Source organism: Xanthomonas vasicola, assembly GCF_000772705.2.
Lineage (GTDB): Bacteria > Pseudomonadota > Gammaproteobacteria > Xanthomonadales > Xanthomonadaceae > Xanthomonas > Xanthomonas vasicola.
Genome location: NZ_JSBW02000040.1, coordinates 24,859 through 47,593 on the forward strand (window position 1 = coordinate 24,859; position 22,735 = coordinate 47,593).

The 22,735-nt window shown below is 62.5% G+C and carries 19 protein-coding genes; 2 read left to right on the top strand and 17 right to left on the bottom strand.

The features are described 5' to 3' along the window. Positions 1–4: 4 nt before the first annotated feature. From NX05_RS10485 to tssB, 12 genes are all read right to left on the bottom strand, one after another. A complete protein-coding gene (locus NX05_RS10485; RefSeq protein ID WP_039437862.1) occupies positions 5–1,942 on the bottom strand; it encodes a type VI secretion system Vgr family protein in 1,938 nt (645 codons plus the stop codon). A 210-nt stretch (positions 1,943–2,152) separates the two neighbouring features. After that, positions 2,153–2,614: a hypothetical protein gene (locus NX05_RS10490; RefSeq protein WP_010373416.1), complete on the bottom strand. Its 462-nt coding sequence runs from the start codon at positions 2,612–2,614 to the stop codon at positions 2,153–2,155. 99 nt (positions 2,615–2,713) lie between these two features. Further along, positions 2,714–2,920, bottom strand: coding sequence for a hypothetical protein (locus NX05_RS10495; RefSeq protein WP_039437866.1), 207 nt, complete (start codon positions 2,918–2,920; stop codon positions 2,714–2,716). Positions 2,921–3,539: 619 nt separating this feature from the next. Further along, entirely contained in the window at positions 3,540–4,307 is a 768-nt protein-coding gene (locus NX05_RS10500) for a hypothetical protein (protein WP_230597710.1), read from the bottom strand. A gap of 129 nt (positions 4,308–4,436) precedes the next feature. Further along, entirely contained in the window at positions 4,437–7,139 is a 2,703-nt protein-coding gene (gene tssH, locus NX05_RS10505; protein WP_039437873.1) for a type VI secretion system ATPase TssH, read from the bottom strand. A 32-nt stretch (positions 7,140–7,171) separates the two neighbouring features. Beyond that, on the bottom strand, positions 7,172–8,182 hold the full coding sequence (gene tssG, locus NX05_RS10510) for a type VI secretion system baseplate subunit TssG (protein WP_039437876.1): 1,011 nt from the start codon (positions 8,180–8,182) through the stop codon (positions 7,172–7,174). Then, complete coding sequence (tssF, locus tag NX05_RS10515; protein ID WP_039437879.1) at positions 8,146–10,023, bottom strand: type VI secretion system baseplate subunit TssF; 1,878 nt, start codon at positions 10,021–10,023, stop codon at positions 8,146–8,148. Before tssF ends, tssG begins: the two co-directional genes overlap by 37 nt. Before the next feature lie 3 nt (positions 10,024–10,026). Beyond that, positions 10,027–10,530 (bottom strand): type VI secretion system baseplate subunit TssE, encoded by a 504-nt coding sequence (tssE, locus tag NX05_RS10520; RefSeq protein ID WP_039437883.1) that lies wholly within the window; start codon positions 10,528–10,530, stop codon positions 10,027–10,029. Continuing rightward, positions 10,518–11,351, bottom strand: coding sequence for a type VI secretion system accessory protein TagJ (locus NX05_RS10525; protein ID WP_039437886.1), 834 nt, complete (start codon positions 11,349–11,351; stop codon positions 10,518–10,520). Before NX05_RS10525 ends, tssE begins: the two co-directional genes overlap by 13 nt. Before the next feature lie 35 nt (positions 11,352–11,386). After that, positions 11,387–11,890, bottom strand: coding sequence for an Hcp family type VI secretion system effector (locus tag NX05_RS10530; RefSeq protein ID WP_010373431.1), 504 nt, complete (start codon positions 11,888–11,890; stop codon positions 11,387–11,389). A 99-nt stretch (positions 11,891–11,989) separates the two neighbouring features. Next, positions 11,990–13,504 (bottom strand): type VI secretion system contractile sheath large subunit, encoded by a 1,515-nt coding sequence (tssC, locus tag NX05_RS10535; protein WP_039437889.1) that lies wholly within the window; start codon positions 13,502–13,504, stop codon positions 11,990–11,992. Beyond that, positions 13,497–14,024 (bottom strand): type VI secretion system contractile sheath small subunit, encoded by a 528-nt coding sequence (tssB, locus tag NX05_RS10540; protein WP_080764569.1) that lies wholly within the window; start codon positions 14,022–14,024, stop codon positions 13,497–13,499. The genes tssC and tssB overlap by 8 nt, the downstream gene beginning before the upstream one ends. 477 nt (positions 14,025–14,501) lie before the next feature. On the opposite strand from tssB, the gene NX05_RS10550 reads away from it, so the two are divergent. Further along, complete coding sequence (locus NX05_RS10550; RefSeq protein WP_397558739.1) at positions 14,502–15,164, top strand: IS3 family transposase; 663 nt, start codon at positions 14,502–14,504, stop codon at positions 15,162–15,164. Between the two features lie 224 nt (positions 15,165–15,388). On the opposite strand, the gene NX05_RS10555 is transcribed toward NX05_RS10550, so the two are convergent. From NX05_RS10555 to NX05_RS10575, 5 genes are all read right to left on the bottom strand, one after another. Then, on the bottom strand, positions 15,389–16,720 hold the full coding sequence (locus NX05_RS10555) for a PQQ-dependent sugar dehydrogenase (RefSeq protein ID WP_017113154.1): 1,332 nt from the start codon (positions 16,718–16,720) through the stop codon (positions 15,389–15,391). Then, on the bottom strand, positions 16,717–17,133 hold the full coding sequence (locus NX05_RS10560; protein ID WP_039437898.1) for a hypothetical protein: 417 nt from the start codon (positions 17,131–17,133) through the stop codon (positions 16,717–16,719). Before NX05_RS10560 ends, NX05_RS10555 begins: the two co-directional genes overlap by 4 nt. Positions 17,134–17,447: 314 nt before the next feature. After that, the gene (locus NX05_RS24545; RefSeq protein WP_039437900.1) at positions 17,448–17,798 is read right to left on the bottom strand and encodes a hypothetical protein; all 351 of its coding nucleotides are present in this window, start codon (positions 17,796–17,798) and stop codon (positions 17,448–17,450) included. A gap of 33 nt (positions 17,799–17,831) precedes the next feature. Continuing rightward, entirely contained in the window at positions 17,832–18,161 is a 330-nt protein-coding gene (locus NX05_RS24420) for a hypothetical protein (RefSeq protein WP_172645726.1), read from the bottom strand. Between the two features lie 242 nt (positions 18,162–18,403). After that, positions 18,404–18,637 (bottom strand): hypothetical protein, encoded by a 234-nt coding sequence (locus tag NX05_RS10575; protein WP_039437902.1) that lies wholly within the window; start codon positions 18,635–18,637, stop codon positions 18,404–18,406. A 1,124-nt stretch (positions 18,638–19,761) separates the two neighbouring features. On the opposite strand from NX05_RS10575, the gene NX05_RS10580 reads away from it, so the two are divergent. Beyond that, the gene (locus NX05_RS10580) at positions 19,762–22,503 is read left to right on the top strand and encodes a S8 family peptidase (RefSeq protein ID WP_039437905.1); all 2,742 of its coding nucleotides are present in this window, start codon (positions 19,762–19,764) and stop codon (positions 22,501–22,503) included. Positions 22,504–22,735 lie beyond the last annotated feature (232 nt).

Sequence of the window (22,735 nt, forward strand, 5' to 3'; positions counted from 1 at the left end):
GTCCTCAAGCGATGATGGGCGGAGTGCCCTTGAGCACGGCCGGACCGGACGACTGCAACAGCAGTGCCGCGTTGGCGCGCGCGGTGGTCACGGCGTTGGATTGCAGCAGCACCGAAGCGTTCGAGCGCAGGGTCAAGTTGGCCATCGCGCTGACATCGACACTGACGCCACCCTGGATGCCGACGCTGACGCGTCCATCGAGCGTGAGCCGAGTGCCGCTAAGCACGATCTCGCCGCTGGCCTTCAACTGCAGGCGGGCCATCCCGGTCACCAACTCGATCTCACTCCCTGCCTGGATGCGGAGTGCCTTGCCCACGTCCAGACGGTCGTTGCCGCCAACGGTGTGGCTGCGTTCGCGTTTGATCTCGGCGGTTTCGTTGCGGTCGACAGTGACAAAATGGTCGTTCTCCACCTCGTGGCGCAGATCGCGCTGCGCATGCAGCAGCAGCTCTTCGTTGCCCTTCTTGTCGTCGAAACGGATCTCGTTGTAGTCCTCGGCCCCGCCCAGCAGGCTTCGGCTCTTCACCCCACTGCGGGTGCGATGCTCGGGCAGTGCATACGGTGGCATCTGGTCGGCGTTGTAGACGCTGCCGATGATCAGCGGACGATCCGGATTGCCTTCCAGAAAGCTCACCACCACCTCCTGGCCCACACGCGGAATGTGCTGCGCGCCCCAGCGTTTGCCCGCCCACGACTGCGCCACGCGTACCGGGCACGAGCAGACGGCGTTTGGCGTTCCCGGCGGACCCCAGAAGAAATTCACCTGCACACGGCCGTACTGATCGACCGCAATATCCTCGGCCTTGTTGCCGTCGACGACCGCGGTCTGCAACCCGGCAATACTCGGACGCGGCGTGGTCTGCGGGGTGCGAAACGGCTGCCGACTGCGTAGCGCACGGAAAGTGGACGCAAACGGCTCGGCAACCGTCTCGCCACCGGACACATAATCTACTTCAACCAGTTCGGTGTCGGCGCTGGTCATCAGATATTCCCGGTTGTGCTCGGCCAGCGGAAAGTCGCGCAGCTTGAACAATGCGCCCACCTGCAAACCGCAGGCATCGGTCCAACCCTGGTACTGCGCTTGCGCCACGTTGAGCGCCTCGGCACGCACCTGCGCGTGACGACGACCGGCCGCGACATCGAGATGCTCGCCGGGGTAGTCGAACACATCCAGTTCACCCAGCGCCGGTCCGGAAGACTCGGCCGGTGTCTCTTCCACCCGCAGCGAAGCCTTGGGTTTGAGATAGTCGTAGTCGTCCAGGCGCACGCGCGTACTGTGCGCGCTGCGCGCCAGCGACCAATCGGTGATCGCGTCCTTCATCCGGCTGCCCTTCTGTCCAGGCGGGCAATAAGGAATGTGTGCAAACGGCGCAGAGGATTCGTGCGCGCCGAGACTGTCGGCCAGCACCAGCGTATGCGTGCTGGCGCTGTGTTCGAAGTAGTAGTAGATGCCCTCCTGCTCCATCAAGCGGCTGATGAAGTCCAGCGCGCTCTCGCGGTACTGCACGCAGTATTCGCGCGGCTTGTAGCTGGCGCTCAGGCGCAGCTTGACGTCGGTGCAGCCGACCTCTGCGAGCAACGCGCGCACCAGCTCCGGTACGCTCTTGTTCTTGTAGATGCGGCAGTCGCGGCGCTGCCTGAGCAACCAAAGTTTGGGCACCAGCGAGAACGCATACGTCGCATAGCGCAGCCCCTCGATCTGCTCGAAACCGGTCTGCTCGGCCTCGGCGACAATGCCGTGGTAATGCCGCACATAGCCCTGCGGTGAAGTGACCTTGACCGCCATCGGCTTGCCCAACAGAGCGCGCAAGTCGATTGCCACATCGCGGCTGATGCCGTGCAATGCGAACGCATACGGGCGCCCCAGCTCCTCGTGTGCACTCATCCGCACAAAGCGCAGCATCTTGCCCAGCGGCGACTGCAGGGTAATGGCGTGGGCCATGGCTTAGGCTCCCGGAGTGGTCTTGCGGTACATAGGCGCAGAGGTCGATAGCATGCGATGACTTTGCCGGCTGCCCTGCCGCGCAGGAAATCGAAAATCGCGATGCCACACATACCGGCGACGAGTAGGTCTTCCCGCCTACACCATGGCATCGCCTCGACGCCAGGCACGCAGCCGCAACGGATCAGATCCGGTTCCCAGTCGCAGGCATCATGCGCACAGATGCTTAGCTGCATCCTTCCAGGCCTCGACCTCCCCCGGGTGGTCGAAGGAATAGAAAATTTCCTGTCCGGGCTTTAGAAGGTTGTTCAAAGCAGCCTGACATTTTTCGCAAGGCGACATCTCTATGTACATTTCCACAATCGTCGGAATGCCAGGTTCGTCGGCGATGGCGTTCCACAGCGCGGTCAGCTCCCCGTGTGCGCAGGCATTCGCGACATCTACCCCATTGACCTTGAACGGGATGCGGATGCGGCTGTTGCCGAACACGTTGTCAGTGGTGTCGCTTCCGTTCCTGATATAAGTCACAAATGAACAGCAGGAGTAAGGACCGATACCGTTGATACCTCCGTCGTCCCGCGACCTGACAACTTCGCGCTTTTTCCTAAGGCACGCACTGACCGCGCCATTGGGGCTGTTGATGTCGTAACGGACCTTTGTCAGGTTTGGCATTCTAATAACTCCTTGATTTCTGCGAATCGTCGTTTGCGGAAACGGGGAAAAGCACGATCGTCCCCCTCAATCACGCATTGGAAGAGGAATTTTTCAAGTTCAACTGAGCTGTTGCGCTTGCAGGTTAAGACCGCCCTTGAATTCGTAGATCGCCACGCCGGTCCCGGATGCGTTACCGGACGCGTAGCCGCGTTTGCCAACGCTCAGGCGGGTGCCCTTGAAGGTCTGGAACAGAAGATTCCGACGCGCCTTTGCGACGACCGCCAGCGCATCGAATTCTTCCCGACTCAGAGCTGATGTAGTCATGCAAAGCCTCGTGCCGTTAGGGCGTGCCTACTGTGGGGCGTGCATCGCCAGCGGCGGCCGCACTGCGGATCCCGTTAGGCACCGAACGCCGATGGATGATTTGACAAGGAGCACGTCGATCGGGGAAATCAAACATGGCGATGCCACGCATCTGCCCAACCAATATGCTGGCCCGAGTCGCATGCGTTGGATGGATGCGCGATACCACTCGATACAGCGCATTACAGTCCTAGCCTATCGCCCTGATGGATATCGCGTGCATCGGCGAACGCATGTAAGCGCAGGCATTGGAGACCGGCGTTCGGGCATGCGCTGCATCCTCGTGAGGCGAGTGGCGCACCGCACCACCATCCCGGCGTGTTCCGATGCGTTGATGTGCGTGCAGCGTTCGTTGCTTTTCGACCTCATGGTGCTCATCTTTTCACCAAGCACTGCCGCAAGCCATGCCAGTGCCGGACCTTGAGATCTGCACTCTGGTTGGCGGCATCAACCATCAGGCGCTGTAGCGGCATGAGCGGATGGCTTCTTGGGGGCTTACAGGGACTCACTCATCCGTGTGACTCCGCAACTGCCTCACCCACAGGCTCCAGAGGATCTGGCGCGATGCAGGCCAGTGCGTTCATCCTGCAGTGTTTAAGATGGTGAAGTCCTCCGGGACGGTCACCACCTTTGCGATGACGGTGTCGTTGGGCCCATTGGTCAGCGGCATCTCCGTGGAAGGCAACGTCCTGGGAACCTCACTCAGGCGCTTCTGCACGCCCTCCAGGTAGCGGATGCCTTTGGCATCCCAACACTCGCGAAGGCGGTTTCGCTCGTCGACCGTCTCCTCGTGGGGCCAGATCCGCAGAGGCATCACGCCAGCCATGCAGTGCACGGCATAACCGCGGTTGTTCGTGGCGATCCAAGTTTCGCCGCGGAGGAATATCTGTACTGGAATCCGATCGGCGCCGACACCTGTGCCGCCGAGGTCGGTCGCGCGGATATCGTCCGCATAGACCTTGAGTGGTCGACCGGTAATTTCCTGTGGAAATCCAAGGATGGCCTTCTGGTTGACGTTGCCGGAACCAGCAAAGTTGCCGGCGACCCGGATCTGCCCGAAGTGGATCTTTCCGATATTGATCAGCCCGTCTTTGGCAAATTCTGCCCAGGCAAGCTTCATCTTCTGTACGGTGACGGCTAAGCCCGCTTGGACTTTCATATTGGCCATTCGATGCAGCACGACTGTATTCCAGGCGCGCCGGTATGTAGCCGGCAAGTCGTCATATTTCAGGTAGTATTGGTTGAAGATGTCATCGCACAGCATCCTCACCGATAGCGAAACAGCGTTCTCCTTTCCCGGAGGTGGCGTAATATTGTTGATGAATTTTTCTAGTTTTTTCTTTTCCACGAATACAGCTCCGATAAGCAAATTTGGGGCTCGTCTTGTAATTCTTGAGCAGCCTTGACATAACGAGTGGCGCGGCATGCGTCGGCGACATCCATCAGTGACGGCCACAGGTTTGGCTGTCTTGTTCGACTAGCCGAAGTCATGGATGAGCCCACTCTCCGCAACGCGCACGTTTACCCGAAAGCACTCTTCGCCAGCGATCGTTCTCACCAGTAATTCCCGACTGATCTCCGGCAACATCGAGTTAGTCAAAATCGCATCGATCATCCGTCCACCCGACTCGCTCTCGGTGCACCGCGAGACCACCAACTCCACCACCGAATCGTCGTACTCGAACGAAATCCTGTAGCGCTCCTCGATCCGCTTCCTGATGCGGTTCAACTGCAGCCGCACGATCTGGCCGAGCATGGCGTTGCTCAGTGGGTAATACGGAATCGCCACCAGCCGCCCGAGCAACGCTGGCGCAAACACCTTCAACAACGGCGCGCGGAGCGCCTTAGCCATGCCCTCCGGATCCGGTAGGAGTTCCGGGTCCTTGCACAGGTTGGCGATGAGATCGGTGCCGGCGTTGCTGGTCAGGATGATCAAGGTGTTGCGGAAGTCGATACGGCGGCCTTCGCCGTCTTCCATCCAGCCCTTGTCGAAGACCTGGAAGAACAATTCGTGTACGTCGGGGTGGGCTTTTTCCACTTCATCCAGTAATACCACCGAGTACGGCTTGCGGCGCACCGCTTCGGTGAGCACACCGCCCTCGCCGTAGCCGACGTAGCCGGGTGGTGCGCCCTTGAGCGAGGAGACGGTGTGCGCCTCTTGGTACTCGCTCATGTTGATGGTGATCAGGTTTTGTTCGCCGCCATACAAGGTTTCGGCCAGGGCGAGTGCGGTTTCGGTCTTGCCGACGCCGGAGGTGCCGGCGAGCAGGAACACGCCGATCGGTTTGTCCGGGTTGTCCAGGCCGGCGCGGCTGGTCTGGATACGCTTGGCGATCATTTCCATGGCATGGTCCTGGCCGATCACGCGCTTGGCCAGTAGTTCGGGCAGGCGCAGCACGGTGTCGATTTCATTGCGCGCCATCCGCCCGACCGGGATGCCGGTCCAGTCGGCGACCACCCCGGCCACGGCTTGGTAATCCACCGTGGGCAGGATCAGGGGCGATTGGCCCTGTAGTGCCGCCAGTTGGGCCTGTACCAATTGCAGACGCGCTAATAGCGTGTCGCGATCCACGTGTACGGGTGCTTCGATCACGGCAGTGTTGCCGATCGCTATGTGTCCCGCATCGACTTCCAACGCACTGACGGTCCCTTCCACCGGCGCGTTGCCACCACGCAGTCGGGCGCGTAGCGACAACAGTTCATCGACCAATACCTTCTCGGCGGCCCAGCGCTGTTCCAGCTCGCGCAGGCGGCCGTGCTCGCTTTCCAGCAGGCTGGCGCAAACGGCAGCACGCTCCTCCACCACGACGCCAATCGCACGCTCGCGCTCGATGATGGCATGTTCGGTCTCCAGCGATTCGATGCGGCGGCGGCTATCTTCCACTTCCGCAGGCGTGGCATGCAGGCTCACCGCGACACGCGCGCAGGCGGTGTCGAGCAGGCTCACCGACTTGTCAGGTAGTTGCCGCGCCGGGATGTAGCGGTGACTGAGCTTGACCGCCCCTTCCAGCGCCTCGTCGAGGATCTGCACGCGGTGGTGCTGTTCCATCGTCGAGGCGACACCACGCATCATGCGCACGGCCTTGGCTTCGTCCGGTTCGTCCACCTGCACGGCCTGGAAGCGCCGCGTCAGCGCGGGGTCTTTTTCGATGTACTTCTTGTACTCGGCAAAGGTGGTGGCGCCCACCGTGCGTAGCGTGCCACGTGCCAGTGCCGGCTTGAGCAGATTGGCCGCATCGCCGGTACCGGCCGCGCCACCGGCGCCGACCAGGGTGTGGGCTTCATCCACAAATAGGATGATCGGCTTGGGGCTGGCCTGCACTTCGTCGATGACTGCGCGCAGGCGCTGCTCGAATTCGCCCTTCATGCTGGCGCCGGCCTGCAACAGGCCCACGTCCAGCGTGCGCAGTTGCACCTTCTTCAACGCGGGCGGCACATCGCCGCGCGCGATGCGCTGTGCGAAGCCTTCCACCACCGCGGTTTTGCCGACGCCGGCTTCGCCAACCAGGATCGGGTTGTTCTGGCGGCGACGCATCAGGATGTCGACGACTTGGCGGATCTCATCGTCGCGGCCGATGATCGGGTCGAGCTTGCCCTCGCGCGCTTGTGCGGTGAGGTCGACCGTATACAGCGCAAGCGCCGCAGCACCACCTGTTGCACCAGTTCCAACGGGGGCGACAGCCGCCGCAAGGTCGCTGGCATCCTCCTCCGGAGAACCGGCGACGATGTCATCCAGATCGTCCGCCAGTGTTTCCGCGCGCAGCTTGCCGAACTCGCTCGACATCGCGAGCAACCCATTACGCAGGCTGCGCGTGTGCAGGATCGCCACGAGCAGATCGCCGCCACGGATGCGTTGCCGTCCGTAACGCAACGTGCAGTGCACCCAGGCGCGCTCCACTGCATCCTCCACGCTGCCCGACAGATCGAAGTGTCCGCCGCCGCGCGGCAGGCGATCGAGCGCCGCGGTCAGGTCCTGTGCAAGCCGCGACGCATCCAGCGAAAAACGGCGCACGATGCGGTGCAAGTCGCCGTCTTGCGCCTGCAGCAACTGATGCAGCCAGTGCAGCAGTTCCACTTCGCGGTCGCCACGTAGCCTGCAGAACGCAGTGGCCGATTCGATACCGCGATAAGTGGTTTTGTTGAGCTTGCCGAACAAAGCGGCGCGACTGATGTCTGCCATGAAAACTCCAGAAATTGGAACTGAGAAATGCGTCAGGGCGCCGCTAGCACGAGTTGGTCGGCATCGAGCGGGTGGCGATAGTGGCCGAGCCACAGCGACAGGCCGATGCGTTGGCCCTGCCCCAGGACTGGCAGCGGGACGTCTTCGCGCGCCAGCACGAGTTGTAAGTCCCAGGCCTGCTCGTCACCGACGTAGCCGCGCACGGCCGCAGTGAGCATGGCCAGCGCATCGCTACCGGGCAGGAACTCGCGATAACGGGCGATATCCAGCGGGCCAAGACGCAAGCGGAAGCGATGTTGCGCATTGCGCGCCGATGCGCCAAGCGTGGCATGACGCCCGATGCGCGCGGCGGCACGGCCCATCCGCAGCCGTCCGTCCTCGGGTAACGGCAGCCAGTTGGCAATGAACTGCTGCACCTGCACCGGGATGTCGAACAGGCCGATCAACACGGCGCGCAAACCTTCCGCATTGCGCGCCTGGGCAACGAAGCGGCCGGCAAAGTGGCGGCGTGCAGCGACCGGCATCGCATCGCGGCCACGCAACGCAGGTTGGTGCACACCGGTTAACGCATCCAGCCGCGTGCCGAAGCGGTCATCGCCCGGGCGGTCCATCTGCACGGTGGGTCGCGCATCGGTCCAGGCGCGATACCACAGCGCAATCATGCGATGGTGAAAAATGTCGGCAAAGGCCGTAAAGGTAGGATCGCCAGCGCCCTCGCGTTCGATGGCGTGCTCTGTCAGGTGCAACGGCAGCGCGCCATGCGGGCCGAACAAGCCCAGCGACAGCGTGCGCAGAGTTGGCGGTCGACCGTCAACGCCAGCGTGCACGCTGTCGATGTCGCGAGGAGGAAATACCAACGAGGCGCGCTGGCCCAAACGCACCGGCTCCTCCAGCGGCCGTGCTGCCTGGCCCAGACGCGGTTGCGTCGGATGCGCGCACTCCAGCCGCCGCAGTGCTTCGAATAGCTCGAAGTCCTGCGGTTGCGCATCCAGCCGCGCGAACAGCGCTACAGGATCGGCCGATTGCCGAGATGGGCTGGCCATCGAGCGACCTCGTTGCGTTCGAGCGTGCACAGCACGGTTTCGGTAAAGGAATTGAGCGATGCCTGGCGCGCAAATACATGCCGCAGCACCGAGGCAAGCAGGTAGACGCCCTGCCCTTCGAAGGCCGCGTCGTCGCAGGTCAAGGTGATCTCAAGCCCGCGGCCATAGGTGGCCGGGCCCGGCACCGGAATGCGCCGTACGATCGGGCGCGAGGCGATGCGGCGTACGCCATCCACCTGTCGCCGCGCTGCGGCATCGTGCGGGTCGTGGTACAGCGTGAGCATCTCGCGCAATGCGGTAGCGCCGTCGTCGCCGGCATCCAGCAGCGAGAGATAATTCAACTGCAGATGGCTGATCAGGCGCCAACGCGTATCGCCGGCAGTCACGCCCGAACGCGGTCGCGTTGGGCCAGCCACGCAACGGATCGACGCTACCGGGCCGCCCTCGTCGAGCACAAAATCGGTGCTGGATTTGCCCACCGGCATATGCAGGGGCAGATCGCGATTGCTGCACCACAGCTGCATGCCCAGTTGCCGCAGTTGGTGCGAATACGGCGCCTGTTCGCCATCGACCAGCGACAGGAACACCTCGCTGCCGACATAGCTCGAGCGCGGCCCGGTACGACGCTGTCCCGTTGACAGCCGCCGCGGCTGCCGTCGCAGCGCATAGAACGCCGAGCGTCGCTCGTGCCAGCTGCGCGGCTGCGCGCCATAGAACGGCTCGAAACGCTGCATCGGCGCATTGCCATCGCCGAAGCCTTCGACCTGCTCCACGCCATGGATTTCGAAATCCATCGGCCGCGTGCGGTCGGCCAGCACATGGTGCTCGGCGATGCCGGGATGCAGATGGATGCGGTCCCCGCGCCGTGGGAACAGGTTGATCGCCGGAGTGCAATGCAGGCGGAAGTTACTCGCATCCACCGCGTTATCGAGCCGCTCGACGCTGCGATCGAACCACACCAGAATCTCGAATTCGGCGCACGCCGCTCGCGTCAGCACCTGCGACAGCCCATCGAATGCCGCAAACAGAAAACGCTCGGGGCAAGCGAAGTATTCCTGCAGCAAGCGATAGCCGCTGAAAGAGCGTTCGCTGCGCGGCAGCAGCGCTTGCTCGTCATCGAAGCCCTGCGGCTGCAGATGCTCGGGGCCGAAGGTGCGAGTGAGCACCTGCCCATCCGCGGAACGGGCACGCACCACGAATCCCAACGCATTGGCGTGCAGTTGTTCGTACAGGGTGCCAGCCAGCCCATCGGCGCCGGTAATGAAGATCGGCAATGTGTCCAGCGCCAGCATGTCCAAGCGCAGCCCGGCATGCACGTTAAACACCAGACGCAAGCCGGCGCGCGCGCGCGGCTCGACCGGCTCACCGAGCGTGGCCAGCGCTGCCGGTGAGGCCAGGTAGCTTGCAGCGGTCAGGCGCAGCGGCAATAGCGTCACTGTGTGCGCGGTGCGGTATTCGCAGGCGGTGCGGTCGCCATGCCCGATCAACGAGCGCAGCGCGCTGCCGCGCGGCACCACATGCCCCGCTGGTCCGATACCCTCGCCTTGCTCGGGTTGCAACTCCACCACGGCCATCGACGGCACCGGCGACAGAAAATGTGGATACAGCATTTCCGTCAGGTGCTGCGCGAATACCGGTTGCTGGGCTTCCAGCTCGAGTTGCACGCGCGCGGAGAGAAACGCAAATCCTTCCAGCAGACGTTCGACATAAGGGTCGGCGCAGTCGATGCCGCTCATCCCGAGCCGGCCCGCCACTTTCGGATACGCCTGCGCGAACTCCGCACCCATCTCGCGCACATGCTGCAACTCGCGGTTGTAGTGATGGAGCAGGCGCGGGTCCATGACTTAGTGGGTTCCGGAAGACAGATTGAATCGACCGGTTTCCAGGTCGAGATCGGTACGCAGATATAGCGCCAACGGCAGCGGCTGTGCCCACAGTTCGGAGTCGATGACAAATGACAGCGACATGCGGTCCATGCGCCCGGTATCCACTTTCGCGGTGACCTGCAGGCTGGCTGCAGCCAGGCGCGGCTCGAACGCCACAATCGCTGTACGGATGCGGTTCTGCAGTTCGATCACGTCCAGCCCCGCCAGCCGTGCGCCGGCCAGGTCCGGGATGCCGTAATTGAGCACCGAGCTGGCGACATGCGGATAATCCTGCAGCGCATCCTCATGCCAATGGCGTGTGCAATTGAGCAGCCAGGCCAGGTCGCGCATGACGCAGTCGCGCAGCTTGGCTGGACTGATCGCCCGTGCGTCGCGGCTTTCCGCCAGTTCGTGCCGGCGGTCGTCGATCAATCGGTCCAGCAGCGATGGCTGCAAACGCTCTTGTTGAGTCAGTTCGGCCATGGCGCTTCCACCGCGGCGGTGTCGAATGCAATGTGGCGGATGTCGAGCACCGGGTAGTCGTCCTCGCTGCCAGCCAGCAGGCGTTGCCCCAGACCGCATGCGGACAACTCCTCGCCCTCCCATTCGGTGCGCTGGCCGAGGCGGATCGCGCCCTCCTCGCTGTGTTGGCTATCGGGATAACGGCACGGCACCACGCCACGGCTGCGCGTGCCGTCATGCCATTGGACGTCGACCGACTGCCATAGCAAGTCGCGCAGCGTAGTCGGCGCTTCGAAGCGCAGGCTGCGCAATTGGACGAACGGCACCCAGGCGTAGCCCACTTCGAGGATGACCTCAAGGCACGGACCAAAACGCGGATCGGCGTCGGCCAGCCAGTCGAAACGCTGGCCATCGATGTGGCCAGCGATGGCATCGGCTTGCGTAAGCGCCAGGGCACGCCGTCGCGCTGCATGCCCTGATTCGCCGTCGCGATCATGCTGCAGTGCCTGCAGCAGATCGTGCTGCCACGGCAGGACCTGACCCGGCATCAGCGGCATCATCTGGCCGACCAGTACCTGTTCGCGTTCCAATTCGGCGTCGAGGATGCGCACATACGCAGCCACCACGCCGCCCCAACTCTGGTCCAACTGCGCGGCTAGGCGCAGTTGTTGTTGCGCGCGCTGCCACTCTCCGGCCACCGCCAGCAGTTGGAACAGCCCGATGCGTGCTTCGGCATCGGCCGGGCACTGCCGCACCCAGTCTTTGGCGGTGGCCAACGATTGCGCCGGGTCGCCCGCCTTGAGCAGGCGGGCGCAGGCATGTTCGGGATGGACAGCAGACATCGGCAGCGGCGCTCCGGTTGGGGGATGCGTGGGGCTCAGGACTTCTTCACTTCCTGCATGTTGAAAGTGAAGTCCTTGGTGCCGCCCTGCTTCTTGCCCTTGTCGTCCTGCGGCTGGAACGAATACTTGAACTTGCCGAAATGCAGGGTCACGTTTTCGGTCAGACGGTCTTCGCCACCGCTGCCGCCGGTGGACACCGAGGTGATCATCACGCCTTCGCTGAGTTCGATCGTCACGTAGTCTGACTGCTCGCCGGTGGCGTTGGTGACGTACAGCGTGGCCGAATCCACACGTGCGCCTGTGCAACACGCATTGAGCAATGCGTTGGAGCAACTATCGACGTATTTGGTGATGGAAATATCCTGCACATTGGCCTTGCCGCCGGCCGCATACCCGGCGCCGGTGTGCAGGTTGCCGGTGTTGCTGGTGCCCCACGACCAGGCAATGATCGGCACTTCGTCCTTGTGCTTGGAATGGTTGGACGCGCCCTTGATCTCGACGTCGCCCGAGCCGAATTTGAGATGCATATCGAAAGCCATGGAACTTCTCCAGTGATGGGTGGTGCAGGAAGGGGAAGCCGATCCCGCGGCGTTGTCAGCCGCAGGTCATTCGTGTTTGAAAGCGACGCCTGTGGCCGATCAGGCGGCCTGCGCCGATGGCAAGCGCGAGACTAGGCGTAGCGATACCGTCAGGCCTTCAAGCTGGTAATGCGGGCGCAGGAAGAACTTTGAGGTGTAGTAGCCCGGGTTGCCCTCGACCTCTTCGACGACCACTTCGGCAGCGGCCAATGGCTTACGCGCCTTGGTTTCTTCGCTGGAATTGGCCGGATCGCCGTCGACGTAGTTCATCACCCAGTCGGTCAACCAGCTCTGCATCTGCTGGCGCGTGCTGAATGAGCCGATCTTGTCGCGCACGATGCACTTCAGGTAATGCGCGAAGCGGCAGCAGGCGAACATATAAGGCAAGCGTGCGCTCAGCGCTGCATTGGCGGTGGCGTCCGGGTCGTCGTATTCCTCGGGCTTGCCCAGCGACTGCGCGCTGATGAAGGCAGCCATGTCGGTGTTCTTGCGATGCACCAGCGGCATCAAGCCCATCTTGTCGAGTTCGGCCGAACGGCGGTCGGTGATGGCAACCTCGGTCGGGCACTTCATGTCGACACCGCCATCGTCGGCCGGGAAGGTATGCGTCGGCAGGCCTTCCACCGCCCCACCCGACTCCACGCCGCGAATGCGGGTGCACCAACCGTACTGTTTGAAGGAGCGGTTGATGTTGACCGCCATCGCGTAGGCGGCGTTTTGCCAGGTGTAGCGGGACGAATCGGCGCCCTGGGTGTCTTCTTCGAAGTCGAACGCTTCCACCGGATCGGTCTTGGCTCCATACGGCAGCCGCGCCAGTGTGCGTGGCATGGCCAGCGCCAGGTACTTGGCATCCTCGCTTTGACGCAACGAACGCCAAGCCGCGTAATCGGGGGTGGAAAAAATCTTAGCCAGATCGCGCGGGTTGGACAGCTCGCTCCAGCTTTCCATGCCCATCAACCCAGGACCCGCAGCGGCGATGAAAGGCGCATGCGAGGCGGCGGCAATCTGACTGATGCCGCGCAGCGTGTCGACATCCTGCGGACTGTGGTCGAAGTGGTAATCGCCAATCAAACAGCCGTAGGGTTCGCCACCCAGCTGGCCGTATTCGGCTTCGTAAATTTTCTTGAACACCGGGCTTTGGTCCCAGGCGGTCCCCTTGAAGCGCTTAAGGTTCTTGGCGAGTTCCTTCTTGGACACATTGAGCACGCGGATCTTCAACTGCGTGTCCGATTCGGTGTTGCTGACCAGATAATGCAGTCCGCGCCATGCACCCTCCAGCGCCTGGAATTGCGCGGCGTGCAGGATGAGGTTGAGTTGCTCGGTGATCTTGCGGTCGATCTCGGCGACATACGCGTTGATGGTCTGCGCAACGTCATCGCTGATGATGTCGCTGCGCTCCAGCACCTGCTCGGCCAAGGTACGCACAGCCAGTCGCACTTCTTCGCCAGCGCGTTCGCTGCGCGGGCGGAATTCACGGTTCAGCAGAGTCGCAAAGTCGTCGGACTGCGTGGTCTGCGGCTGGGCGTCGGTAAGGTCTTGGGCAGCGGAATTTTGGGTCGCCATGAGGTTACTCATCCTTCGACTTGGGGGACGCGACCAGCGAGCGCAGCAGGGTGGGATCCTTGATCGCATCGGCGATCAGGCGCTCAGCACCGGCCTTGCCGTCGAGGTAGGTGCCCAGATTGGCCAACTGGGTACGCGCTTCCAGCAGCTCGGCCAGCGGTGCCACCTTTTTCACGACGGCGGTAGGCGAAAAATCGTCCAGGCTGTCGAAGGTGATATCGACAGGTAACTCGCCGCTGCCGGTGAGGGTATTGGAAACGCTCATTGCCACGCGCGGTTGCATGGCACGCAGCCGGCTATCGAAATTGTCGACATCGATTTCCACTGCCTCGCGTGCTTCCAGCGCCGGCAGGCTTTCCGTATTGGCGCCGGACAGATCCGACAACACACCCATGACGAACGGAACCTGCACTTTCTTCTGCGAGCCGTAGATCTCGACGTCGTACTCGATCTGCACGCGAGGCGCGCGATTCCTGGCAATGAACTTCTGACTGCTGCTGCGAACGGACATGCGGCCTCCGATGATCTGCATGGTTGCTGGCGCTGCGGTTGCAGCGGCGGTGTGGCAAAGGCGTATCCCTTGCACCGGATGCGTATCGTGTGCGCTGCTGCCGGCGACATGAAATCGAACGCCGGGATGGCAGGTATGGGTGTGCGTGATGGGCTTGGACGCATACGCCAGTGACAATGGCAGCGCACGCTGTCGGCACGTGCCAGCACGCGGGCTTTGTCCATGCGGCTGGCGATTTCGCGCTATCCCGCTGCGCGTTGGGTCACAACACGCGAGCAACTAAACGGTGACCCACCCCAATAAACCGGGCCAGCGTAAAGAAGAGACTTCGCCCGCATGGGATCCTGTGGCAATGAGGAGTCAGGCGATGAAGAAGTCCCGTTCCACCGAGGAGCAGATCGCGTACGCGCTCAAGCAGGCAGAGCTGGGAATCAATGTCACGTTCGGCGTTTTTCTTATGAGGCCAAGGCGCGTGACCGCAGCGCTATTCGTCTGCGGATGCGTGAGATCACCCAGACGCGGATCCATTACGGCTGCGAGCGGGTACTGGTGATGCTGCGCCGGGAAGGCTGGCGGGACAACCCTAAGCAGGTGCATCAGATTTACAAGGAACAAGGCCTGTCATTGCGGCATTGTCGGCCCCAGCGCAGCAGGAGCCGCCGCCGCCGGCAACCGATCAAGGTGGCCATTGCGCCCAACATGTTATGGGGGAGGGACTTCGTCAGTGACGCGTTTTTTGGCGGCCGTCGCTTCCGGCTGTTGCCGGTGCTGGACCACTTCACGCATGAATGCCCGGATATCGTGGTGGATCAATCCTTGCGCGCTGACGATGTCGCCGCAGCCGTGGCACGCTTGGTTGTTCAACGAGGCAAGCCCGAAGCGATCAAGGTGGATAACCGCAGTGGATTTGCCGGTAAGGTGATGGATCGCTGGGAATATGAGAACGGCGTGGAACTGGACTTTTCCCCGCGTGGCACGCCGACGGACAACGCGATGGTGGAAAGCTTCAACGGCCGGCTGCGGCAGGAGTGTCTAAACGCGCATTGGTTCTTGTCGTTGGCCGATGCGCGGAGCAAAATCGAGGCGTGGCGGAAGTTCTATAGCGAGCAACGTTCCCACCGTGCACTGGCATGGAAAACCCCGGCGGCATTCGCCCGATAACACGGGTCCCAAGCGAATCTGCAGGCGCCGAAGAAAGTCGAAATCTCTGCCTGCTAATGGCCCTGCTATCGGCGGTGGGTCAGAGCGTGCGTGTCACATCAGACACATCGCATTTCAGAGCATGAAAACAGGGCGAGCAGTGGAAGCAACCTGAAGCATCTCAATGCAGTTCCGACCCCGGACCATGCAGGACCGGGGTCGGAAACGGCACAACGCGCTTCTGCTTACTGCGGTGAAGCGGGTGTGGCTGACGCAGCAGCCGCAGTCTCTGGCGTTACGCGCCAGATGATGTTGGCCAGATCGTCGGCAACGATCAGCGCACCATGCGGGTCGACCGTGACGCCGACCGGGCGGCCGCGGGTCTTGCCATCTTCGCCGTGGAACCCTGAGACGAAGTCGATCGCGTCGCCCGCCGGGCGGCCGTCGCGGAACGGCACGAACACCACCTTGTAGCCAACCGGCGGGTCGCGATTCCAGCTGCCATGCTCACCAACAAACACACCGTCGGCGAATTTCGGCCCCATTGCGCTGGACGAAAACGCAACGCCAAGTGCGGCGACATGAGAGCCCAGCGCATAGTCCGGCACGATCGCCGACGCCACCTTCTGCGGATCCTGCGGCATCACGCGGGCATCCACGTTCTTGCCCCAATAGCTATATGGCCAGCCGTAGAAGCCGCCTTCGCGCACCGAGGTCAAATAGTCGGGCACCAGGTTGGGGCCGATTTCATCACGCTCGTTGACGACTGCCCACAGTGCACCGCTGCCTGGCTGGATAGCCAGCGCAGTCGGGTTACGGATGCCGGTGGCATATGGCTTGTGCGCGCCGGTGGCGGCATCCACCTGCCAGATCTGCGCGCGGTCGAGTTCGACCGCCATGCCGCGCTCGGTGATGTTGCTGTTTGAGCCGATGGCCACATACAGGTAGCGGCCGTCAGCGCTGGCGGTGAGCGCCTTGGTCCAGTGGTGATTGATCGCCGACGGCAGGTCGGTGACCTTGGTGGGTGCCCCGCTCGCTTGCGTCTGCCCCTCACGATAGTCGAAGCGCACCAGCGCATCTTGATTGGCCACATACAGCGCGTTGCCAATCAGCGCGAGCCCGTAAGGTGCGTTGAGCTTGTCGGCAAACACCGTCTTCAACTCGTAGACGCCATCGCCATTGGCATCGCGCAGCAAGGTCAGGCGGTTGCCGCTCTTGGCCTTGGAGGTGCCCTTGGCCTTGATCGGACCGGCAATCACATCCTTTGGCTTGAGGTTTGGCGCGCCGCCGCCACGGCCTTCTGCCACCAGGATATCGCCATTGGGCAACACCAGCGTCTGGCGGGGAATGCCGAGATCTTTGGCGATCGCAGTGATGCGATAGCCTGCCGGCACAGTCGGCTTGCCCTCGCCCCAGCTCGTCGGATCTGCGATGGTCATGTCGGGCAGCAAGCCACGATCAGGCGTGGGTAACTCTGGCGTCGCACCGTGCTGATTGAGCTCGGGTGCCTTGCCGCATGCGGCTAGCGCTGCGGCAAGAATGGACACCGTGATGATACTGGTGGTCTGACGCTTCATCGTGCACCTCCTACGCGCAGACCGGACAATCCCGCCCAGGTTGCAACCAACGCGAACAGTGTCGCAATTGCCGACAGCGCCAGGGCGGCCGGCATGATCGCCCACGCGTCACGTGCGTGATGCAGACAATCGAAGAAGCCCACGATCCAGGCGGCGCCGAGCGCAATGATGTAGATCAGGTTACGACTTCCGCGCGCCAGCGCGACGATGGCGCACACCAACGCAACAGTGGTCAGCACCATCGCGCCCACCAGCAGCCAGGATGCAAAATTGCTCCACTGGATCTGATAGTTGCTCCAGTAGGCGTAGTCGCTCAGCAACGCACCGAGAAACAGTGGCCACACACCGCCAAGCACGGCTGCGTGGAACGGGTGGATAGCCCAGGGACGGGCCGGTACGGTTGTTGAATTCATAGCGGACTCATTGTGGCAATGGCGAAACGTGCCCCGATGCTGCCAGCTTGTGTGTGATGAACCGCGTGATGTTTCGGCGGTTGATGCCCTTGCAGATCACCGCGGCCTGGTGCGTTTTGTGATCAACACCTCTTCCCAACGCATGCGCGCGTTGTCGCGCTCGATACCAGCATCGCGCGTTGGCATGGCGGCGAGTAGCGTGGATGGTACGCATCACTCGGCTGCATGTCGCCAGCCAGAACAGCGCGGGGTGTACATCCGAGCGCAGCGCAACGCGTCGCTGATCGCTCCCGCTCACCCGCAGCGGCGACCCCTCAATTCCCGCCTCGACCGCACGTCATGCATCGCTGGGCGCGGCACGGCTGCCCTCCCAGTGTGAGCCTCATTCTGGAGGAGCAGCTTATGAAGTCAGTTGCAATGATGGTATTGGCCACCGCACTGAGCATTGCCTGCTCGGCCGGCGCGACGCAACCAGCGCCGCAGGCATCAGCATTGTTGAGCGTGTTGAAGGGGAAATGCGGGCTGATATGGCCGGGCAGACGGTGCAACTGGACCTCCTTGAGCGCCAGCCGCAGATCGTTCTGGTGGCGGGTGGCTTCCCGGCCAGCCGCGTCTGTCTGCTGATCGACAGGTACAGCAAGGCCCAGGCGATGTGGGCCGGCCATAGCAGCGCCGTGCCCGAGATCATCGGTTGCGCCTCATGCAGCGCCATCAACCCCGCGAAAATCCGCGCAAGCCCAGCAGCACGCTATGGACCGACAGATCCACGCCCAGCGCCGCCAGCAGGCTGACAACCAGCAGCAGGCCAGCCAATGCACTTCGCCATAGCCATCGGCTTGCAGCTTGCGGTATAGCCAGCGCAGCAGCAGGCTGCCCAGCAACCCGCCCACGCTCAAGCCGGCCACTGCGGCCAGCTGTAGCCCATCGGACACGGTTTCTTCGCTGGGCCGAGCAAGGTAGGCAATTGCCAGGAACAGCGACCAGCCCAACGCTTGCATCAGCCAGAACATGCGCGCTACTCCGCGCATGCTGGGTCTTTCCTTGCCTGTGTCACGCAGCGTCATCTCCGTCTGGCACAGCAGCGACGCATTGCCCCCTCATGCTGTGGCAGAGAATAGGGCCGCGTGAAGGCGCTTGCACGATGTGTATGACCGCACACGCAGCTTACTTCACGGCATCACTGACCAGACTGGCCACCAACCAAGTCACCGCATGCTGCAAACCATGCGCTAACCCCGTGCGTGGCCGGGCTGCGGCAAGGGCCGCAGGCCTACTTGCTGACCAGCTCGCCGATGTACTGCGCGGCCAGCTTGCTGCCGATGTCCACGGCCGCCTGCAGCGAACCGAAGGTGGGCGAACCCGTCAACGGCACGCACCGCCCGCCTGCCTGCAAGATCTCCAGCACCACGCGGCGGCTTTCGAGCTGACGGGCCCTCACGGTATAGCCAATGCCGTGCAGGATCCCTTCCATCGTCATCAGATCGTCGGGCGATGTAGTGCTCATCCGCGGCGAGCATAGCGACCATTGCTCGAAGCGCCAGCAGCGCACTTTGAATGGTTTATATGCAACGCGCCGGCTTTGGCGATGACCAGCGACCGGTCCGATGCATGCGCATGTGTACGTGCAAGCATAGCGCCGCCGCAATTTCACCCTGTCTGGGACGGTATGGCCACGCATGGGGCGTACGTGCCAGCCGCAGCATACAACCTCGCAGGCACAACCGCGTGCCGCTGTGTCTTGGCAAGCTCCGCGTCAGCCCTCACAAGCAGGAACGCTTGAGACCCTTCATATCTTCCCGGCGCTGTCCTGAAATACAGCTGCGGGTGTCGGAATTAAATCCCCACACCCAATTAACCGGATATTCGTCGACCCGATCATGGGGCTGTTGCAGGTGACGCATAGTCGGGTTATTTATTTCAAATGCCTAATTCCAGTGCAAGGCAAAAATGCGGGTTTTGGTGAATTTAGCCCGCGCGGGCCGCTGGATTACGCACAATGACCAGCAACTCTCGACCTCATTCAGTATATCTGTATCGAAATACTATTTTAAACAGCGAGGCACCAAGCATTATTTGATTTATTTCTGAATAAAATTCACCCGAATCCAACAGCAAACGCCAGAGTCCGTTAGAACTGCTAACTTGCGCTTGAATTCGCTACCGCAGGTAGGGGATCCACCGACATCCGGGATATGTTTCCCCTATTACTCGGGACTGCTGTCGCATTTAGGATTGCCTCCCTTCGAGATTTGTGACGCATTATTGTAGAGTTCGCTCCGACAACAATCCGCGGTGAGGCCTGTTACTGCGCTGCCAATCCGTTTTGACTATGGATTAACTCGGAAAAATCTATCTCGGCGCGTTTTCTCTGAATAGCAACTGTCCATTCAGGCTTTAGAGTTCCTGGATAGCGCCGTTAAACAATCTCGCAAGCACTCGGTCATGCAGAAAACATTGACCGGATGCTCCGCGAGCGCACTCCGAAGAGACGGAAAGCGCAGCGGTTGAAAAATGAATAACGCGTGAAACTAATGCCTTCGCTGGTGATCGCCGGCGCTGGAACCCTCTGCGCCAAATTTGAATAAACAGCTGTAGCGGCGCACTCAATAACTGGAATCGACAAAACCTATGAATCGCTCGCTACTCGCAACCACCATCGCCTCCTGCCTCGTCCTGACCGCCTGTGGCGGCGGTGGCGGTGGCGGCAACGTCCGTAGCGACGCGCCGCAGAGCACCGTCATCGCCCCGGCGCCGACAACTCCGCCGCCGGCAGCCGACCCGCTTCCCAAGCCCGCGCCGGCGCCGGCTCCGACGCCGGCCCCAGCCCGCTACCAGGGTGTGGGCAGCAATCTTCTGGTGCCGACCAATGCGGATCTGGCGCAGCAGGCCGGTGCCAAGGGCAAGGGAGTGAAGCTGGCAGTGCTGGACGACAACCTGGTGCAGAGCTACGCGCCGATCAGCGGCAAGGTCGACAGCTTCAACGATTACACCGCCAGCCCAGGTACCCCGGAGTCGTCGGCCAATGCCTTGCGCGGCCACGGCACGATTGTCTCAGCGCTGATTCTGGGCTCGGCGCAGGACGGCTTCGCCGGTGGCGTCGCGCCGGATGCGGACCTGTTCTATGCGCGCATCTGCGCCGAAAATTCCTGCGGCACGCAGCCGACCCGCCGCGCTGCGGTGGATCTGGCCGCTGCTGGCGTGCGCATCGCCAACCTCTCCATCGGCGCGTCCTATCCGGATGCCACCGCCAGCGCCAACGCTGCACTGGCCTGGAAGTACGCACTGACCCCGTTGGTGCAGGCCGACGCGTTGATCGTGGCCGCCACCGGCAACGAAGGCGCGGCGGAAGCCTCCTACCCGGCCGCAACGCCAGTGCAGGAAGCCAGCTTGCGCAACAACTGGCTGGCCGTGGGCGCGATCAATATCGACAGCGCCGGCAATGCCGCCGGCCTGACCAGCTATTCCAATCACTGCGGCGCCGCTGCGCAATGGTGCCTGGTCGCGCCGGGCAGCTACACCGCCCCGGCCCTGGCCGGCACCGAATTGGGCGGTCAGATTGCTGGTACCTCGTTCTCCACTGCTGCTGTCAGCGGTGTCGCCGCGCAGGTGCTGGGCGTGTATCCGTGGATGAGCGCCTCCAACCTGCAGCAAACCCTGCTGACCACTGCCACCGACCTGGGCGACCCGGGCGTGGACGCGCTGTACGGCTGGGGCCTGGTCAATGCCGCCAAGGCGATCAAGGGTCCGGGCCAGTTCGCAAGCAATTGGGCAGCCAACGTGAGCTCTGGCTACGACAGCACGTTCAGCAACGATATCTCCGGTGTGGGCAGCCTGACCAAGAGCGGCGCCGGCAAGCTCACCCTGAGCGGCACCAACACCTACACCGGCGGCACCACCATTCTCGATGGCGTGTTGTCGCTCACCGGCAGCCTGCATTCGGATCTTCTGGTGGCCAACTCGGCCACCTTCGAAGCGCGCGGCGGTGTCATCAACGGCAACTACAGCCTGGTCAACTCGACCGGCACCACCGCCGTCGAGCTGGGCAAGGCTCTTACCGTCACTGGCCAGGCCAGCTTGAAGGGCAATCTGCTGTTGCTGCCGGAAGCGGCCGGCTATACCGTGGGCAGCACCGAAAAGATCGTCCAGGCCGGCGTCCTGCAAGGCACGTTCGACCGCGTGCAGTACGCCAATAATTTCTTCTGGAACGCGGCACTGTCTTACGACCCGACCACCGTCACCGCGACCCTGACCCGTAATTCCTCCGCCGCCAGTGCGCAGGCGGCCGGTGCGCCGCAGTCGGTGGTCAATGGTGCGAACCAGGTCGATTCGCTGGTCAAGGTGCTGGATACGCGGGTCGCCTCGGGCGACACCGACAACCTGGGCGGCCTGATCAGCGCCACCGGTTCGCTGATTGCCGCGTCCGATGCGCAGGTTGCCGCATCGCTGCCGACCCTGGCCGGCCAGGTGCACGGTATCGAGCGTACGCTGGGCTTCCAGTCAGCACTCAACGACGCACGTGTGGCTGCCGATCGCCTGCCCTACCTCGCCGACACCACCACGCTGACCACCTGGATGCAGGGCAGCTACCTGGATGGTGATCTGAGCCGCAGCGGTTTCGATTCGGCCGATTACACCCAGCAGGCGACCACCTTCGGCGCGGATCTGCCGATGGGCAATGCCGGCACCATCGTCGGTGCGGCCGTGACCTCCGGTCAGGACCGTGCGCACATCGCCGCGTCGTCGAGCCGGCTGCGCTCGGACCGCTATGCGATGACCGCCTACCTGTACCAGCCGATTGGCCAGGCGTATCTGTCGGCGATCGGTTCGTACGGCATGAGCAACGTCGAAACCGAACGCAACGTGCAGGCCGGCAGCATCGGCGAGCGCTTGCAGGACCGTCGCCACGACACCAACTGGTCGGCGCGCGCGGAAATCGGCTTGATGCCGCATGCCGGGTTGTCGCCGTTCGTGGCCGCCGGTGTGGTGAGCCAGACCCAGGATGCCTTCAGCGAAGCGTCGGTGACCGGCTTGGGATTGAGCGCCAATAGCGACACCATGCGCGCAGGGTATGGCGAGGTGGGCGTGCGCGGTCACCTGGAACACGGCAACTGGGGCTTCGATGGTCTGGTGGCGTATCGCTCGCTGCTGGGCAATCCGAATTCCGACTTCTCCGCGTGGTTCACCGGCTTGCCGGAAGCGCGCTTCAAGGTTGCCGGCGAGCCGGTGTCCAAGCAATCACTGCGTGCCTCGGTTGGCGTGCGTTATCAGCTCAACGATGCGTTCTCCATCTACGGCAACGTGGGCGCCGAGCGTGGTCGTTCGGACGCCAACAGCATCAATGCCAACGTCGGTCTGCGCTGGCAGTTCTGATCGCCGCCGATACAGCGATGCTGCAGGCGGCGCAAGTGATGCTCTCACGCACGCTGGTGTGACAGATATAAAGAAAGGCCCCGGCATGTCCGGGGCCTTTTCGTTGCTGGCCTCATGTGAACGCCGACCTGCAGAATGCCTTGACTGATAAGGCGTCCTGCGTACCGGCCGCGCACAGACGATACGAAGGTATATCGATGCGATGTCCATGGACTGCCGAAAACGCCTGAAA

Bases quoted from the DNA above. Each gene is read 5' to 3' on its own strand.
- NX05_RS10555 (WP_017113154.1), bottom strand. From the start codon at position 16,720: ATGAAGCGTCAGACCACCAGTATCATCACGGTGTCCATTCTTGCCGCA.
- NX05_RS10575 (WP_039437902.1), bottom strand. From the start codon at position 18,637: ATGAGCACTACATCGCCCGACGATCTGATGACGATGGAAGGGATCCTG.
- NX05_RS10560 (WP_039437898.1), bottom strand. From the start codon at position 17,133: ATGAATTCAACAACCGTACCGGCCCGTCCCTGGGCTATCCACCCGTTC.
- NX05_RS10550 (WP_397558739.1), top strand. From the start codon at position 14,502: ATGCGTGAGATCACCCAGACGCGGATCCATTACGGCTGCGAGCGGGTA.
- tssB (WP_080764569.1), bottom strand. From the start codon at position 14,024: ATGCAGATCATCGGAGGCCGCATGTCCGTTCGCAGCAGCAGTCAGAAG.
- NX05_RS10495 (WP_039437866.1), bottom strand. From the start codon at position 2,920: ATGACTACATCAGCTCTGAGTCGGGAAGAATTCGATGCGCTGGCGGTC.
- tssF (WP_039437879.1), bottom strand. From the start codon at position 10,023: ATGGACCCGCGCCTGCTCCATCACTACAACCGCGAGTTGCAGCATGTG.
- NX05_RS24420 (WP_172645726.1), bottom strand. From the start codon at position 18,161: ATGCGCGGAGTAGCGCGCATGTTCTGGCTGATGCAAGCGTTGGGCTGG.
- NX05_RS10490 (WP_010373416.1), bottom strand. From the start codon at position 2,614: ATGCCAAACCTGACAAAGGTCCGTTACGACATCAACAGCCCCAATGGC.
- tssE (WP_039437883.1), bottom strand. From the start codon at position 10,530: ATGGCCGAACTGACTCAACAAGAGCGTTTGCAGCCATCGCTGCTGGAC.
- tssH (WP_039437873.1), bottom strand. From the start codon at position 7,139: ATGGCAGACATCAGTCGCGCCGCTTTGTTCGGCAAGCTCAACAAAACC.
- NX05_RS10580 (WP_039437905.1), top strand. From the start codon at position 19,762: ATGAATCGCTCGCTACTCGCAACCACCATCGCCTCCTGCCTCGTCCTG.
- NX05_RS10485 (WP_039437862.1), bottom strand. From the start codon at position 1,942: ATGGCCCACGCCATTACCCTGCAGTCGCCGCTGGGCAAGATGCTGCGC.
- tssG (WP_039437876.1), bottom strand. From the start codon at position 8,182: ATGGCCAGCCCATCTCGGCAATCGGCCGATCCTGTAGCGCTGTTCGCG.
- tssC (WP_039437889.1), bottom strand. From the start codon at position 13,504: ATGAGTAACCTCATGGCGACCCAAAATTCCGCTGCCCAAGACCTTACC.
- NX05_RS24545 (WP_039437900.1), bottom strand. From the start codon at position 17,798: ATGGCCGGCCCACATCGCCTGGGCCTTGCTGTACCTGTCGATCAGCAG.
- NX05_RS10530 (WP_010373431.1), bottom strand. From the start codon at position 11,890: ATGGCTTTCGATATGCATCTCAAATTCGGCTCGGGCGACGTCGAGATC.
- NX05_RS10525 (WP_039437886.1), bottom strand. From the start codon at position 11,351: ATGTCTGCTGTCCATCCCGAACATGCCTGCGCCCGCCTGCTCAAGGCG.